Source organism: Persicitalea jodogahamensis, from assembly GCF_014651615.1.
GTDB classification, from domain to species: Bacteria; Bacteroidota; Bacteroidia; order Cytophagales; family Spirosomataceae; genus Persicitalea; species Persicitalea jodogahamensis.
In genome coordinates this window covers 830,415-845,566 of the sequence record NZ_BMXF01000002.1, presented here as the reverse complement: position 1 = coordinate 845,566, position 15,152 = coordinate 830,415, and the positions used below count along the sequence as shown (strand labels likewise).

General features: G+C 48.9%; 14 protein-coding genes. 6 read left to right on the top strand and 8 right to left on the bottom strand.

Annotated elements, in window-relative coordinates; translation table 11 throughout:
* Window positions 1-458: 458 nt before the first annotated feature.
* From IE117_RS13770 to IE117_RS13740, 7 genes are all read right to left on the bottom strand, one after another.
* Window positions 459-3,677: a hypothetical protein gene (locus tag IE117_RS13770; RefSeq protein ID WP_229580854.1), complete on the bottom strand. Its 3,219-nt coding sequence runs from the start codon at window positions 3,675-3,677 to the stop codon at window positions 459-461.
* A 19-nt stretch (window positions 3,678-3,696) separates the two neighbouring features.
* Complete coding sequence (locus IE117_RS13765) at window positions 3,697-4,770, bottom strand: NAD(P)/FAD-dependent oxidoreductase (protein WP_189565009.1); 1,074 nt, start codon at window positions 4,768-4,770, stop codon at window positions 3,697-3,699.
* Complete coding sequence (gene cmk, locus IE117_RS13760; RefSeq protein ID WP_189565008.1) at window positions 4,767-5,471, bottom strand: (d)CMP kinase; 705 nt, start codon at window positions 5,469-5,471, stop codon at window positions 4,767-4,769. The genes IE117_RS13765 and cmk overlap by 4 nt, the downstream gene beginning before the upstream one ends.
* Before the next feature lie 154 nt (window positions 5,472-5,625).
* Window positions 5,626-6,057 (bottom strand): nuclear transport factor 2 family protein, encoded by a 432-nt coding sequence (locus IE117_RS13755; protein ID WP_189565007.1) that lies wholly within the window; start codon window positions 6,055-6,057, stop codon window positions 5,626-5,628.
* Between the two features lie 69 nt (window positions 6,058-6,126).
* A complete protein-coding gene (locus tag IE117_RS13750) occupies window positions 6,127-6,909 on the bottom strand; it encodes an endonuclease/exonuclease/phosphatase family protein (RefSeq protein ID WP_229580852.1) in 783 nt (260 codons plus the stop codon).
* 103 nt (window positions 6,910-7,012) lie between these two features.
* Window positions 7,013-7,873, bottom strand: coding sequence for a fumarylacetoacetate hydrolase family protein (locus IE117_RS13745; protein ID WP_189565006.1), 861 nt, complete (start codon window positions 7,871-7,873; stop codon window positions 7,013-7,015).
* A gap of 18 nt (window positions 7,874-7,891) precedes the next feature.
* Complete coding sequence (locus IE117_RS13740; RefSeq protein ID WP_189565005.1) at window positions 7,892-8,665, bottom strand: SDR family NAD(P)-dependent oxidoreductase; 774 nt, start codon at window positions 8,663-8,665, stop codon at window positions 7,892-7,894.
* Window positions 8,666-8,811: 146 nt separating this feature from the next.
* Between IE117_RS13740 and ade the strand changes: the two genes are divergently transcribed.
* Window positions 8,812-10,446, top strand: coding sequence for an adenine deaminase (gene ade, locus IE117_RS13735; RefSeq protein WP_189565004.1), 1,635 nt, complete (start codon window positions 8,812-8,814; stop codon window positions 10,444-10,446).
* Window positions 10,447-10,624: 178 nt separating this feature from the next.
* The gene (locus IE117_RS13730) at window positions 10,625-11,206 is read left to right on the top strand and encodes an RNA polymerase sigma factor (protein WP_189565003.1); all 582 of its coding nucleotides are present in this window, start codon (window positions 10,625-10,627) and stop codon (window positions 11,204-11,206) included.
* Between the two features lie 99 nt (window positions 11,207-11,305).
* Here IE117_RS13730 and IE117_RS13725 read toward each other — a convergent pair whose 3' ends face one another.
* Window positions 11,306-11,941, bottom strand: a complete 636-nt coding sequence (locus IE117_RS13725; RefSeq protein ID WP_189565002.1) for a 4'-phosphopantetheinyl transferase family protein — start codon at window positions 11,939-11,941, stop codon at window positions 11,306-11,308.
* A 42-nt stretch (window positions 11,942-11,983) separates the two neighbouring features.
* Here IE117_RS13725 and IE117_RS13720 point away from each other — a divergent pair, with 42 nt between their 5' ends.
* The 4 genes from IE117_RS13720 (at window position 11,984) to IE117_RS13705 (ending at window position 15,148) form a co-directional block, all read left to right on the top strand.
* A complete protein-coding gene (locus tag IE117_RS13720) occupies window positions 11,984-12,886 on the top strand; it encodes a WD40 repeat domain-containing protein (protein WP_189565001.1) in 903 nt (300 codons plus the stop codon).
* Window positions 12,887-13,078: 192 nt separating this feature from the next.
* Complete coding sequence (locus IE117_RS13715) at window positions 13,079-14,029, top strand: DivIVA domain-containing protein (RefSeq protein ID WP_189565000.1); 951 nt, start codon at window positions 13,079-13,081, stop codon at window positions 14,027-14,029.
* A 9-nt stretch (window positions 14,030-14,038) separates the two neighbouring features.
* Window positions 14,039-14,389 carry a dihydroneopterin aldolase gene (gene folB, locus IE117_RS13710; RefSeq protein WP_189564999.1) on the top strand — a complete coding sequence of 117 codons (351 nt, stop codon included), beginning with the start codon at window positions 14,039-14,041 and terminating at the stop codon, window positions 14,387-14,389.
* 183 nt (window positions 14,390-14,572) lie between these two features.
* Window positions 14,573-15,148 carry a pentapeptide repeat-containing protein gene (locus IE117_RS13705; RefSeq protein ID WP_189564998.1) on the top strand — a complete coding sequence of 192 codons (576 nt, stop codon included), beginning with the start codon at window positions 14,573-14,575 and terminating at the stop codon, window positions 15,146-15,148.
* Window positions 15,149-15,152 lie beyond the last annotated feature (4 nt).

Sequence of the window (15,152 nt, the reverse complement as noted above, 5' to 3'; positions counted from 1 at the left end):
CTTGCTTTCTCACCTGAGCGTAAAATACCTTTCATGCGTTTTGGTATTAAAATGATTATTGATAATAATTTTTTTGATCAGCTGCCGCAGTATCCATACCTGTAAAGGTTTTGACACATTCCCTTAGCAACACAAACTATGCCAAATTGACCGTTGGGCCAATTCTCTTGGCATTAATAGGTATCATCCTACTTGTCAGGCCGTTTGCCTTTCACCAGAAGACAATTTGATTTGTATCGAAATGGTACTGAAATGGCTTAAAATGCCCGAAGAGTACCTCTCATGCTGATGAAGAAGCTTAAGCTAAAAAGGTGCCAAAAAAATAGTCTCTTGGTCAATCTTCCACCCTCCCTCACCCCAAAACTGCGTCGGCCAACTGTTTACAAGAGCCTGACAAAACAAAAAAGGGGCTGGAATCAGATGATTCCAGCCCCTTTGGGTACTTGGTGCAGGTCGTATTAAAAATCGTAGCCTAAGGTGATATACGGGATTGCCTTATTCGTGACCCCATTGTCAACTCCCCATGCGTAATCGAACTTCACATAAAATCCGAAAAGCATGGTGCGGGCACCGACACCGTATCCCATGAGGTAGGGATTCCGGAAGTTTGTAACTGTGGCCCGGAATGGATCCGATCCACTACCGATGATTTCCGTGTTCAGACTATTTTCCTGACTAAATGGTCCCTTCCCTGTCCAGGCTGTGCCAATATCGGTAAAGCCAATGATTTGGAAGTTGCGCAGAAAATTAGAAGTGATCGGGCCACGGTAGAGGTACTTGATCAGGGGAACCCTGAGTTCCAGGTTGGCCAGCACATAGTTTGTGCCTGACAATCGGTTGAGGTTGAAGCCCCGGAGATTGGTGGCAAACTCGGAAAAGAAGATATCGCGATTGTCGACCCCTTCACCAAAAGTTAATGGGTTGTTGTTTGCAGCATTATCCTTTTTATTCAAAATCCAGTTTTCCATGCCACCCATAATGCTCTGCTTGGGTGCGCGCCCACCCGAACGACTAAATGCCAAACGGCCGGCCAGGATCAGATCACGGTGAATTTTCTGATAGCGGCGCAGGTCGATGCTCAGGCGGTAGAAATTCTGGAAAGCCTGCCCGACCCCTAGCTGATTTTCATAACGGACTTTGAAGCGGGTACCCTGCACCATATTCATGCCGTTAGTTTCGGTGTTATCCAGCACAAATTCCGAGATAGCACCGGCATACTGGGTAGAGCGGTCAGGCTCCGACAGGATTCCCACATCCACCAGTCGGGTAGTGGTGAAAGTAGGGCTAACGCTTACTCTTACAAATGAAGAGAATGGATAAGAGACCGTTGCTTTGATTTGGTTGAAACGGTACTTCTGGGTAGCACGGTTGTAATCTACATACAGGCTCTGGCGATCCACTCTCAAACCGAAGTCTATCCGGTGCGTATTATTGGTATACTCAGCAAACAGGTTGCTGTTGCGAAAAGTAGTCGATATAAAGAAGCCTGCTTTTATGACATGATTTTCGAGCAGATCATTCATCGAAATAGATTGGGCGTACCCAAAGCCCCGGATAGGATCAACCCGCCAGTCTGATGACGCATCATTGGCAATAAACAGACCACGATAGTCATACGGCCCTTTGATCGCAATGTTTTCGCGTTTCCGGCTGCGGGGGATAGGAATCGGAATGTTGTTTGCCAGATTGCCACGCTTCTGCCGAAACTCGAATGTTTTCAGTACGTCTTCATCAAACTGATAGTCATCCGTATCTACCTCCCCTGGCCGCAGAGCTATTTTTTGGGGCTCCGCAGTCGGGGCCAAAGTATCCGCTTTGGAATTGGCCGGATTGGCACCGGAAACGGCACTTGGCTGCGACTTTGGCCTACCTTCTCTTGAAAGCACGGGCGCATCCAGTGAAACGTCGGGATTCAGGCGGTCAATGTAAGCCATGCTGTACATTCCATTTTCAAGCCTGGAATAGACGATTCCCCCGCTTCCCTGTAAGGTAATGTCAGCACTCAGAAGCGAGAACAGGTAGTTTGTAAGCTGAGAAATTGCCCCGGACTGGCGGTTGTATTTGAAAAGATTTTTGATCCCCTTGTAGTCGGACAAAAAGAATACGTCTTCTTCATTAGCCCGCACAGCCGCTAACGACAAACCGAGCGAATCCACGAGACGGGTAACGGTCTCGGCGCGGGGAGAACCATCGTGTTCGAAAAGGCTTACCGTCGCATTGAGATTTTTGTAATTACCCTGATCCGTTCCCAGGGAGTCGGTAGGACGGTTGGACGTAAATACCACCCGCCGTGAAGACCCGGTCACAAACTGGGGGCTCAGGTCATCGAACAAGTCATTGGTAAGTGGGATAACAGAAGCCCGTGACACACTAACCAGATAAAGGTCATTTTTGCCACCTTTATCAGCGCTAACAGCCAGCATGGTACCGTCGTCCGACACATCCATTGCCACGATCTGGTCCAGCCCACGAATGTTGCGCTTAATCCTGATGACAGGCCGCTTGGTGTCAAGTTTGTCAAAAATGAAAAGGTTGTGTCGGTTATTTTCTTCAACCACCATAGCCAACGTATTGAATTTGGTCCAGGCGATCAAAGGCAACATGCTGTTCTGCTGTGCATTGCCAATCTGGATTCCGCCCTGCCGAACTACCATGTCGCGCCCCGTTTCCAGGTTGAATACCGTTACCTTGTAACGACTTTTGTGCATCTCACTGACAGCAATCCATTTTTTGTCAGGAGAAAGCTTAATGGATGAACTATTCCCAATTTCATTGAACTCATGGAGCCGGTAACGCCAGGTAGGAGATGGTTCTGTGTATCCTTTGCTTGCCTGCTCCGTGGTGCTACTGTAAAACGCCTGCCACTCCCGCAGGAAACGCGAGTAAGAAGGTACGCCAAGGGTACTTGTAATACTGGTCTGCTCGGTGCGAATGATGCGGGTCAGATTGAGGATATTGGAAATGTTGTCTTTGCCGTATCGCTCCGCAATGTAATTCCAGATCGACTGACCAATCAGCGTTGCGTCTTTTCCATACAGAAGAGCCGGTTTCTTTATGGGCCTTTTCAGCGTGACATCCCGCATGTAATCGCTCAGTTCGGGTGTCCAGCCTTCGGCAATGTAGGCTGCAATGCCGGACATAAACCAATCAGGCAAGGTGAGCAACAGTGAGCTTTGGAGCGCATCTTTCAGATTCCCGCCATAAAGCATGTCATATACGAAGAGCCGGGAAATTTCCATGACCAGTTTCTTGCGAAAACTGATTTGATCGCCCGTGAACGCAATTTCAACGCGGGATTGGGCAAGGTCGAGCTCCTGATCGTCAAGATCGCCAAATGTGGCTAACCCCATGTTGCTCTGCATCAATTCGCCGGGCGAGTTATACAGGAAAATCTTGATTCGGTTGTAAGGTGTGTAACCGAGAATTTCAGTTATGCGATCGAACTCGGTTTCGGCAAACTGAGCAGTAAGCTTGGCCATATTGGTACCGCCCTGGTAATGGTACACCTCAAAATTGGATGTCCGGAATATCTTCCAGTCAAAGGTGCGGTACTGAATACGGTTCTTGCCAAATTTTTCCTGCGAGGGGTAGCGTTGCGCCTGCGCGGGCAGAGCAGCCCACAGCACGGCAAACAATGCAAGGAGATGCCGGGGATTTAGTCGGAGAAATATCTTCATTTGAGCTAGGATGCTGTCTTTAGTGGTAATATAACGAAAAATAGCGGGCAATATTCGCTTCGGGATTCAATTTTGTGCCTTCACAAAGATGATTCACAAACTCATTTGCAAAATATGGTGCCAGCGTAACTCCCTTAGTACCCAACCCGTTGAATATACCCACCGCTTTATGTTCGGGATGCATCCCCACTAACGGCCGGCGGTCTTTACAAGATGGGCGAATACCCGCCTGCTGCTTGTTGATCGTGTAGCTTCCCGGTACTAACGGTTGCAATTTGTTTTCAAGATACGCTCGCCCATCCTCAGTGGATTCCCAATCCAGATCGTGCCAGGAGTAAGTGGCCCCTACTCGGTACTCAGTCTTTGTTAAAGATGGCAAAATAAAAATTCCCTGATTGACAATTTTATCGGCAGAATAGTCGTCAAAAGTCACGTCGAGAATTTGCCCTTTCACAGGATTGAACGGAAGCCAATTGAATAACGTATTCTCGCGGGCATCATAGCCTTGACAAAATATGACTTTTCCGGCATCCACCCCTTTCCATGTTACTCTTTTATCGCTGATTAACAGATCCCTAGTCTCAAAACTACTCTCGGCATATTGATTGTTTTCAATAAAATAATTTTTGCTATTTTTTATCAGCTCCTTTAAGTCCACCCAACCCGACCCTTTTACCTCCAGTCCACCATGCGGAGCGTTGAGACCCTTTACTTTTGCTTGACTGTCAGACTCTTCCGCTATGTATTCCGCAAGGTCGCCATCAGAAACGTAAGACAAATAGCGGTCGCGCTCTTCGGACGATCGGTAAGGACGGAAAATGTTTTGTGGATAAACGAGTTGAACACTCAGGCTTTCTCCGATTTGATTGTAAAACCGGACAGCGTAGGGAAATATTTCATCCGCCAGCCAGGTTTTCACCAGCTTCCGGCCTGTGAGCGGATTATAAATACCGGCGGCCACGTTCGATGCAGATGGACGTGATGAATCGCCAACTACCAGCACGCGCTTTCCTGCCTGGATCAGGTGCCAGGCCAATGTGGTGCCGGCAACACCCTGTCCAATAATCAGGTAATCATACTCACTGATCTTCATTTCTTTTCGTGCCGGCGAACCGCCTGACCAATCCGCTCGTCCGCCAGCCGGACCACCAGTTCTACCTGCTCATCCACTGTCATGAATGTATTGTCAATCAGCAAAGCATCCTCGGCCTGCCGAAGCGGGCTCTCCTCACGGTGGGTATCGATATGATCGCGTTTTTCAAGATTTGCGACAATTTCGACCAGATCAACCATTTCGCCTTTGGCCAACAGCTCGGCCTGACGGCGCTGGGCACGCATCATAGGATCGGCCGTCATGAATATTTTCAACTCTGCCTCGGGGAAAACAACGGTACCGATGTCGCGGCCATCCATGACGATGCTTTTGCTTTTACCCATTTTCTGCTGCTGGGCCACCATTGCGTGGCGTACCTCGGCGACAGCACTCACCTCACTCACCCGCTCGGAGACATACATTTTGCGGATTTCCGTTTCAACATTCAAGCCGTTCAGGAAAGTGTCATTACTTTTTGTTTCGGGATGCCGCCGGAAAGTTATGTGTATGTTGTCCAAAGCCTTACCTACCTCATGCGGATTGGTAATGGAAACGTGATTCTGTAAAAAATGTAAGGTAACGGCCCGGTACATGGCACCTGTGTCAATGTAGGCGTAACCGAGTTGCTTCGCCGCCAACTTGGCCGTGGTACTTTTACCACAACTCGAATAGCCGTCGAGTGCAATGATGATGGAGGACATTTATTTGATTGACAATGAATAGTGGGCCGCTCCGGTAGCTCGGATTGGCAAATGCAGACGAAACACGGAACAATTCAACTTTTTACTTTCAGCGGTGGCAGGCAAGTACAGTCTTTAAACCAATACTACCCTTGCCTATATGGTCAGTACTGGTTTAAAGCTTAAAAGCCTGGCGAGCCAGTAGTTGCCAGCCATTGTTTGTTTTGCTCCAGACCTGCAAAACGCCCAGGTTTGGTTTGCTGGTAGTGCCATCTGAGATACTTACATTGCCGGTCATTTTGTGGCGTACTAATGCTGTATTCCCAACGACGCTCACCGTCATATCGTCCAGGTTGAGTTCATTGTACACTTCCTTTTTATCCCTGATCGTTTCGATGAAAGACGATTTGGTATCTATATGTCCATTGGAGTGGCCATAGGTCATCTCGCTGGCAAAAATTTTGTCCAGGCTTTTGATATCCTGAGCCAAAACCGCCTTGCGCCACGTTTCTACGCGGTCCAGCACCGCCTTTTCTTCCTTGGACTGCGCCATTGCCGCCGAGAGCATCAGTCCAAAGAAGAGTGTAAGCCACAGTTTCTTTTTCATATTCAATGAAAATTGGTTGAGTACAGATTTTAGGCTAAGATATGAATAGTTCTGGTTTTTGCCGGACTTTTACCAAAATTCAAAAGTAGCCAAAATGGGATAGTGATCCGAGGCGGTGGGATGGTCCCTGATTACCTTGTAGGATTTGACGCGGACTCGGGTGTTTTTCAAAACCATAAGGTAATCCAGCCGATCGCCTGATATGCCTTCTGTCCAGGTAGGCAGGAAAGAGCCCTTGGCAGCATCCATCCAGTTGGCATGATATGAGAAATACGGCTGCTCGTTGGGCCGTGCCCCCATATCCATCGCCAGTAACACGGGCTGAATGCTGGGTTCCAACACCCGATTTACAAAAGCCGACTGTAAGGCGCGATCGAACATCGAGGCGTACTCCATCCTGACGTTACACATCCTGAATGTCAGGCCCTTGATCGGACTGACCAGCGCACAAGCCATTACGCGGGGATCAGCCCCGGGAGAATGCGGCAAGAACATCTTTTGAGTGTTCTGAAAGGGCCAGCGCGACAGGATTCCCACGCCGTGGCTACCGCGGTCGTTGCTGTCGGAAGCGGCATATAAGTAGTGCATGCCTGCCTGTACAGCCAGCCGCCGGAGCTGGTGATTCACGATGCCGTCTTCCTGAATGCTGTCCACTGCCTGCAAAGCAACGAGGTCTGGTTTGTGCTCGTCGATAAGCCTGACTATATCCCGGAGGTTGGATTCCCCCCACTTGTCTTCTCCGTGATGCATATTGAAACTCAGCACCTTTACCTCGCAGGCTTGCCGGGGTCTTGATCCCAGCAAACTGCCAATGAAGACAAAAAGGAGAATTTGTAAAAGTTTCTTTTCCAAGAATCCGGGGTTAAAAGTTTCAGCGAACTTGCGCCGGGTATGGTACTTCGCAACATACGTGCCAAGTAATCACCCTCAGTTCACCACAGGACCCATTCTTCTCTTATAGTGCTTTCCAGGCAATGGCCTCCTGTTTTTGGGTTCCCAGGCCTTCGATACCCAGCTCTACCACGTCATTTGGCTGCAGGTACTTGGGAGGCTTCATGCCCAGTCCCACGCCCGATGGTGTTCCGGTTGAGATGACGTCCCCCGGCAGCAGGGTCATAAATTGGCTGAGATAGCTAATGATTTTGGGAATATAGAAAATCATGTCGGAAGTGTTGGAATCCTGTACCATCTCGCCATTCAATGACAGCCAAAGGCGCAGGTTATGGGGCTCCGGTATTTCATCAGCAGTAACCAGGTAAGGGCCCAGGGGTGCGAAGGTGTCATTGCTTTTGCCCTTCACCCACTGTCCTCCCATTTCCAGTTGAAAAGCGCGCTCCGAATAATCATTGTGCAGGGCATAACCCGCGACGTAGTCCATGGCCTCGCTTTCTTCAACATAGCTGGTCCGCTTTCCGATGACCACGGCCAGTTCCACTTCCCAATCAGTTTTAACGGAGTTCCGGGGTATAATCACCTGATCATTGGGTCCGCACAGCGCACTGGTCGCCTTGAAGAAGACAACGGGTTCAGCGGGCGGTTGCGCTCCCGACTCGGCAGCATGCTTGGCATAGTTGAGGCCGATACATACGATCTTGGAAGGGCGGGCCACGCAAGCCCCCAACCGCGTCTCGGCGGGAACTTCCGGACAGAAAGTGCTATTGTGCTGCAACCATTCAGCCAGGCGGGTGGTGCCATCGGTAGCGAAAAACTTTTCGTCGTAGTCTTCGCCGAATGCTGAAACGTCTAACCTTGTGTCGTCAAACGAGATTACTCCCGGCTTTTCCTGCTCATGCGCGCCGAAGCGAAATAATTTCATAAAATATTTTTTTGGGTTTTAATTATTTAGTTTCTCAAATCCTCCGTCGATCAGGTAGTCACATCCCGTGATGAACGACGCCTCATCGGAGCAAAGGTACAAAGCCAGGTTACCGATTTCCTCCGGCCTGGCCATGCGGCCGATGGGTTGCGTTTTAGAGAGTTTTTCAAACATTTCCTTCTCCTGACCGGGATAATTCTTGGCAATAAATCCATCCACAAATGGCGTGTGGACACGTGCAGGCGATATACTGTTGCAGCGAATGTTGTCCGCAAGATAGTCTTTTGCCACTGAAAGCGTCATAGTGAATACCGCACCTTTACTCGCTGAATAAGCAAATCGATCGGAAATTCCCACCGTTGCCGCAATGGAGACCATATTCAGGATTACGCCGCCGCCCGTTTTTTGCAAATGGGGTATGGTAGCAAAAAGGCAATTGTAAACGCCCTTGATGTTGACGTTTACGATGCGATCGAAATCCGCTTCCGCTGTGGTATGCGCTTTCCCGATATGGGCGACCCCCGCGTTGTTGACCAGGATATCAATTTTTCTTTTGGCTGCAATGGCGTCAATAGTTTCGATCACCTGAACCTGGTTTGAAATGTCCAGCGCATGGGCTTCGGCTACTCCGCCCGATGCCCTGATTTCCTCAACCGCTGCCTGCGCCTGACTCTCGTTGATTTCCAGAATATGGACTTCGGCTCCCTGGCTCGCAAAAACTCTGGAAATGGCCAATCCAATACCGCTGGCTCCGCCCGTCACGAGGGCTACTTTATTATCTAATCGAAACATGAAGAAGTATTGCTATATTGAAACAAAGGCGAAAATACGCCGATGTTAACCGTGCGAACCAAGTTTTTTTAAGAAACCAAACATTTAATTATTCTGAGATTCTGCTTTTCTTTGGTCGTAGACCCATCCTGAACCTGAAAACGCCCATGCACGCCAATATCCTGAATATTTTTGATCGTACCATCCGTGAAGGTCGCCTTGACCTAAATAATGGTAGAATCTCGGCCATTTCATATCTTGGCAAAGAGGTACCTTCCCTCCCCTACGTGCTGCCAGGATTTGTGGATGCGCACGTACACATTGAGAGTTCAATGCTCACACCCAGCCAGTTTGCCCGACTCGCTGTGGTGCATGGCACCGTAGCCACCGTCTCGGATCCGCACGAAATCGGGAACGTGCTGGGGATTGCAGGCGTGCAGTACATGATCGAAGACGGAAATCGTACCCCCTTTAAGTTTTGTTTTGGCGCCCCATCCTGTGTTCCGGCCACAACGTTCGAAACCGCAGGCGCAACCATCGGGCCGTCTGATGTGCGTAAGTTGCTGGCTATGAAAGAAATTGGCTACCTTGCCGAGGTCATGAACTACCCCGGCGTACTGAACGGAGATCCGGACATGACCGCCAAAATCGCTCTGGCTAGGGCTTTTAATAAGCCCATCGATGGGCATGCGCCCGGATTACGAGGCGACTCCGCCTGCCGTTACGCCGAGGCGGGCATCTCTACCGATCACGAGTGCTTCACTTACGAGGAGGCTCGCGAGAAAATTGATTATGGGATGAATATCCTGATCCGCGAGGGCAGTGCCGCCAAAAACTTCGACGCCCTGATTCCGCTTCTGGCCGAGTTTCCAAAAAAAATCATGTTCTGCTCGGATGACAAGCATCCTGACAGTCTTGTAGATGGACATATTAACTCCTTGGTCAAGAGAGCCTTAAATTTAGGATATGACCTTTTCGATGTATTACAAGCCGCCTGCCTGAACCCCGTTCTCCATTACAGACTCCCCGTTGGTTTGTTACGCGAGGGCGATCCGGCTGATTTCATCGTAGTCGATAACTTATCAGATTTCAATATCACAAAAACGTACCTTAATGGCGAACCGGTCGCTGAGTCCGGGCATTCTCTGTTACCAGACCTTCGTAGCGAGCATGTCAACAATTTCAACTGCCTGCCTAAAAGTACCACTGATTTTGTTTGCTCCGCTCCCTCCGAAACAATCTCATTGCGAATCATAGAAGTCCTCGACGGCCAGCTCATCACCAATAGTATAGAGGAGGAAATCCATGCTCAAAATGGTGCAATAGAAAGTGATGTTGAACGGGACATTTTAAAGATAGCCGTTGTCAACCGTTATGAAGAAGCCAATCCGGCGGTAGCTTTCATCCGAAACTTTGGCTTGAAGAGCGGAGCCATCGCTTCCTCTGTCGGCCATGATTCTCATAACATTATCGCCGTAGGCTGCGACGACGTGAGTCTGTGCAAGGCCGTGAACGCAGTCATTGAAGCCAAAGGAGGGATTTCGGCTGTGGGACTAGGTCAAACGCACACCCTGGCTTTACCCATTGCCGGCCTGATGACCGATTCGGATGGATATGATGTAGCCGATGCCTACACCCAACTGGATCAGTTTGTAAAGCAGAAACTGAAAACTACACTTACTTCTCCCTTTATGAGTCTGTCATTTATGGCTCTGCTGGTCATTCCTTCACTCAAACTCAGCGACAAGGGGCTGTTTGACGGCGAAAAATTTTCTCTCGTTTCCCTTACGGGTGGGTCGTGAGATTCTTCGTCCCTATTTTGTACAATTCCCGGATTTAAAGAAAATTAATTTGAATCGAATAGAATTTTCTAAGCTGTATATTTTTTTTTAATGTTTTTTTATAAATATATTTACAAGTGTAATAAAGACCTTTATTCCTATCTCCTCTTCAAAATCTAACCATCCTTAACCCCTGATTATGGCCTACGTACGGTACAAACAAGAAGAAGAACTGCGTTACTGGAACCAGTTTAGAAAAGGCGATGAAAACGCCTACGCCTGTCTTTATCAATCCTACGTCCACATTCTCTATCAGTATTGCTCACAGTTTACCGCCGACAAACCCCTCATTAAAGACTGCATCCACGACCTTTTCGTGGAACTCTGGAAAAACCGTAAAACTATCGGTGACACCACCTCAGTGCGTTTTTATCTCATGGCTTCCATAAAGCGCAAGCTGGTTCGCCACCTCAACGCCCTGCAGAAGCACACAAGCAACGAAGACATTCCTGTGGAGTACTGGCACATCCACACTACTTCGCACGAAAAAGATCTGATTTCGGACGAGGAGTTTGAAGCCACTAACAAGCACCTCAACAAGGCAATCAACCATCTGCCCCGCCGTCAGCGCGAGGCTATTTTCCTGAAATTCTACATGAACATGAATAACCAGGAAATTTCAGACCTGATGAAAATCAACATTCAGTCGGTTTACAATCTGGTTTTTGGTGCCTTAAGCAATCTAAAAAAGAACATGACCCTGGAAAGCGTTACACTCTAAGGTTTCTGTTCGAATCATAAAAAAGTGCAGTCTTCATTGGGAAGGCTGCACTTTTTTTATGTCGTGATTTACTCCTTCGCTTCTCAGAGTTAGGGTACCTCAACTGACTTCCGCTACCACCAGGCAATACGTCCCGAACCAGCGAAGGTGCAGATCAGCCCTCACTTTCTGGCCAGAATCCCGCAGCGTCCCTTTCAATACCGTAGTTTTTCCGTCAAAAGGATCAATACTTATATCATTTTTAAAGCTTACTTTATTTCTGCCGTTCAGTTTATAAAGGGCTTCCTTCGCGCACCAATACGTACCCAGCATCGATAAAGTATTGTCCGATTCGACCATTTCTGTTTCATTGAGGTACTTTCGGGCAGTACGTTGGAGTTTGGCATCCATTTTTTCCATATCGATCCCGATCGGAGAGCTAGGATGGATCACCGCCGCGACGTAATCAAATGTATGGGTGATCGATATGAAACAGGAGCTCTCAACCAAATGGGGTTTGCCGTGCGCATCTTTCCAGGTACCTTTGAATGTTTCGCCCATTTCGGACACAATCTGGCCCAGCAACACCCGCCCGGCTAACCATTCACGTCTTTTCTGGGGGTGTGATATGCCGGAAAACTCCACCATATCGGCGGCGGCGGGCAGCATTTCGTGCAGCACTTCCACGGATTCGGTGAGCTCCCAAACCATCAGGCGGCATTCTTCGGTGATGTTCTCGGTATGAACGAGCGGCATATTATCTGCGTTTGTTTCCCAAACCTTCCAGTACCTCTTGCTATGAAAGTGCGCAAAATAGATACTTTTTCGGGTCATCGCGACTGTGTGTACGCATTAATTGCCGATTCCGACGGGTCGGGGTTCTATTCCGCCGGGGGTGACGGGTTGATCGTGCGCTGGGACGTCACCAAGCCTGACCTGGGTACTTTGGTGGCTCGCGTCGAGTCTTCGGTATATGCCCTGGCGGTCGATCCGTCAACGGGCCTGCTTTGGGTTGGGCAAAACTACGAAGGCATTCATCTCATCGATCCCGTCGCCAAATCAATTGTAAAGTCAAAGAAGATAAGCTCAGCGGCGATTTTTGACATAAAAATCTGGCATGACAGTGCCTTCATTGCGTTGGGAGACGGTGTGATCGTAGTGATAGATGTGCCTACTTTTACGATTAAAAAGTACCTGAAAGCCGCCGTGAAAAGCGCACGAACCCTGGCCCTGCGACCTGATCACCGCGAACTGGCCGTCGGATACAGCGACTGGAATATTGGCATCTTCGATCTCGATACCCTGGCTCTGAAAACCATTATTCCCGCCCATGGCAACTCCGTTTTTGCCGCCCAGTATACCCCCGACGGAAAGTACCTGACGACGGGTAGCCGCGACGCGCATCTGAAAGTATGGGATGCCGACCAAGAATATTCGCCGGTTAAGGACGTTCCCGCCCACATGTTTGCCATTAACGACATTGCCTACCGCGCCGACGGAGCATTCCTGGCTACGGCCAGTATGGATAAATCCATCAAAATATGGCGGGCCGACACGTTGAGGCTGGTCAAAGTCGTGGATCGTGCCCGTCATGCCGGCCATGCCACTTCCATAAACAAGCTGTTATGGCTATCCGATACCAATTGGCTTATTTCCGCCAGCGACGACCGCAGTATTTCCGTCTGGGAAATTGAAGAGTGAAGTTTGTCGAACGGAAAGCTTTCCATAAAGTGAAGGCAGGGAATAATTTTTCAGGCATATTGGCGTGATTATTGATAAGCCGTATCCAAAATGCCGACGGCCGATCGCTCAAAATGTTTTTGAAATGTGCGATAATAGTCGGTACTTAACCGAATTATCCAAGCGAAATATTCCATAAAACGAGCCACCAGAATGAAAATCTCCCCTATCGATATCCGGCAGCATACCTTTGAAAAGGGATTCCGGGGCTACGACATCGATGATGTCAATGCCTTTCTGAATTCGCTTTCGCAGGAATGGGAGCGCGTGATGAATGAAAACAAAATGCTGAAAATGCAGCTCGAAATTGCGGAAAAAGAACTCAACAAATTAAGGGATGTGGAAATGACACTCTTCCGCACCCTGAAAACCGCCGAAGACACCAGTACCAAAATCACGGAACAAGCTAACAAAGCAGCGGAGAAATATCTTGAAGAGTCGCGCCGAAAGACCGATGAGACTATCGCCGAAACCCGGCGCAAGGCAAGTATGATTGTACAAGACGCCGAGAACGAGGCCAAGTATATCCGTGAAGAAATCATCAACGAACTCAAAAACCAGGAGCGCGACTTTAAGGCCATGGAGAAGTACCGTGACAACCTGGTCGTGCAGCTCAAATCGCTGGTGAATAATACCAATGAAACGGTAGAACGCTTCGAGAAAAAATTCAGTGAAGACTCCTCCTTTGCCCAAAAAATGGAGGGGATCAAGCAGCAGGTTACCGAAGCCGCCAACAAGCCTACGCAGGCAGAGATTGCGAAAAATGAAGATAACGAAGATCAGACCGCAAGTGAGGAAGAACCAGTAGCGGAAGACGCGGTTCACGAGGCGGCGGAACAGGCTGGCGAGCAGGCAGGCGAAGCATCAGTTACAGCCAGTGTCGACGACCTTTCCGAAGAGAGCGCTCATTCAGCAGATGATGGTGCCGATCACAGAAATGATAACCATGATGCTGCCGCCGATGCCCTGGCTGAGGTAGAAAAGATGGCCAATGCCCGTAGAGCCACCCAGGAACTGGAAGTGGACAAAGGTGCGAACGACGATCAAACGGCACCTGAAGAATCATCGAAAAGCAAGGGTTCATTTTTCGATGAGATCGGATAAAGGCACATCATGGGAACTATATCACTCGAAGGCCTGGAATTCTTCGCCTACCACGGTTACTACGACGAGGAACAAAAAGTTGGCAACAAGTACTCGCTGGACATCACGATCCATACCGACTTTTCGGTCGCAGCTCAGAACGACCGGCTGCGCGGCACGGTCAATTATGAGGAGCTGTATGCCATTGCTGCCGAAGTGATGCAGGAACGCGCCAGGCTGCTGGAGCACATTGCGTATCGCCTCATTGCGAAAGTACGGGAGAAATACCCCGATGTGGAAAAAGTACAGGTAGCGGTTTCCAAGTTCAACCCGCCCATTGGGGGGGTCTGCCTGCGGTCGAAGATCACGCTGGAAGGTTAAGGCAGGATTGTAAGGCCCAAGTACGCGGCTGCTTTTCCGAGATATTCACTTCAGCCCCGCATCCCAATCCCGGTACTTCTTACATGGGTGATGTTTCGTTGGTTTTTGTATGGCAAGCGAATCATCACCAATTGCCTCAGCCTTTGGTAATTAATCACAGTATCAGGTTCAAAAAAATAATAGATGAGCTTAAGCTATGTCGAAGGGAATACGTATAAAGGCCTTGATCATTCAGTAACTAACCTGCCCAAAGGAGAATATGAAGATTGTACTTTCCTGAACTGCAACTTCGCCAATTCCGATCTTTCCGGGGTAGTTTTCGTCGAGTGTACTTTCGAAGATTGTAATCTCAGTCTGGCCAAAATCAGCAATACCGCTTTTAAAGACGTGCACTTTCAGCACTGCAAGTTGGTAGGCCTGCATTTTGCAGACTGCAATCCTTTTTTGCTGGAAATGAGCTTCGATGGCTGCCAGCTGAATCTCGCCTCTCTTTACAAACTGGTGCTGAAGAAATCGAAATTCAGGAATTGCAGTTTGCACGAGGTCGATTTTACCGAAGCAGATTTTACGGGTTCAGTTTTTCAGGAGTGCGACTTTGCCGGAGCAATTTTTGACCGCACGGTTCTGGAAAAAGCGGATTTCAGAAGCTCCTATAACTACTCCCTTGATCCCGAAAACAATCGGATCAAAAAGGCAAAGTTCTCCCTGACCGGGTTGGCCGGATTACTTGATAAATACGGAATCGAGGTGCAGGCATAATCAA

Excerpts from the sequence above, each read along its gene's own strand:
- IE117_RS13745 (WP_189565006.1), bottom strand. The coding sequence starts at position 7,873 with ATGAAATTATTTCGCTTCGGCGCGCATGAGCAGGAAAAGCCGGGAGTA.
- IE117_RS13770 (WP_229580854.1), bottom strand. The coding sequence starts at position 3,677 with ATGAAGATATTTCTCCGACTAAATCCCCGGCATCTCCTTGCATTGTTT.
- cmk (WP_189565008.1), bottom strand. The coding sequence starts at position 5,471 with ATGTCCTCCATCATCATTGCACTCGACGGCTATTCGAGTTGTGGTAAA.
- ade (WP_189565004.1), top strand. The coding sequence starts at position 8,812 with ATGCACGCCAATATCCTGAATATTTTTGATCGTACCATCCGTGAAGGT.
- IE117_RS13715 (WP_189565000.1), top strand. The coding sequence starts at position 13,079 with ATGAAAATCTCCCCTATCGATATCCGGCAGCATACCTTTGAAAAGGGA.
- IE117_RS13705 (WP_189564998.1), top strand. The coding sequence starts at position 14,573 with ATGAGCTTAAGCTATGTCGAAGGGAATACGTATAAAGGCCTTGATCAT.
- IE117_RS13720 (WP_189565001.1), top strand. The coding sequence starts at position 11,984 with ATGAAAGTGCGCAAAATAGATACTTTTTCGGGTCATCGCGACTGTGTG.
- IE117_RS13730 (WP_189565003.1), top strand. The coding sequence starts at position 10,625 with ATGGCCTACGTACGGTACAAACAAGAAGAAGAACTGCGTTACTGGAAC.
- folB (WP_189564999.1), top strand. The coding sequence starts at position 14,039 with ATGGGAACTATATCACTCGAAGGCCTGGAATTCTTCGCCTACCACGGT.
- IE117_RS13755 (WP_189565007.1), bottom strand. The coding sequence starts at position 6,057 with ATGAAAAAGAAACTGTGGCTTACACTCTTCTTTGGACTGATGCTCTCG.
- IE117_RS13740 (WP_189565005.1), bottom strand. The coding sequence starts at position 8,665 with ATGTTTCGATTAGATAATAAAGTAGCCCTCGTGACGGGCGGAGCCAGC.
- IE117_RS13765 (WP_189565009.1), bottom strand. The coding sequence starts at position 4,770 with ATGAAGATCAGTGAGTATGATTACCTGATTATTGGACAGGGTGTTGCC.
- IE117_RS13725 (WP_189565002.1), bottom strand. The coding sequence starts at position 11,941 with ATGCCGCTCGTTCATACCGAGAACATCACCGAAGAATGCCGCCTGATG.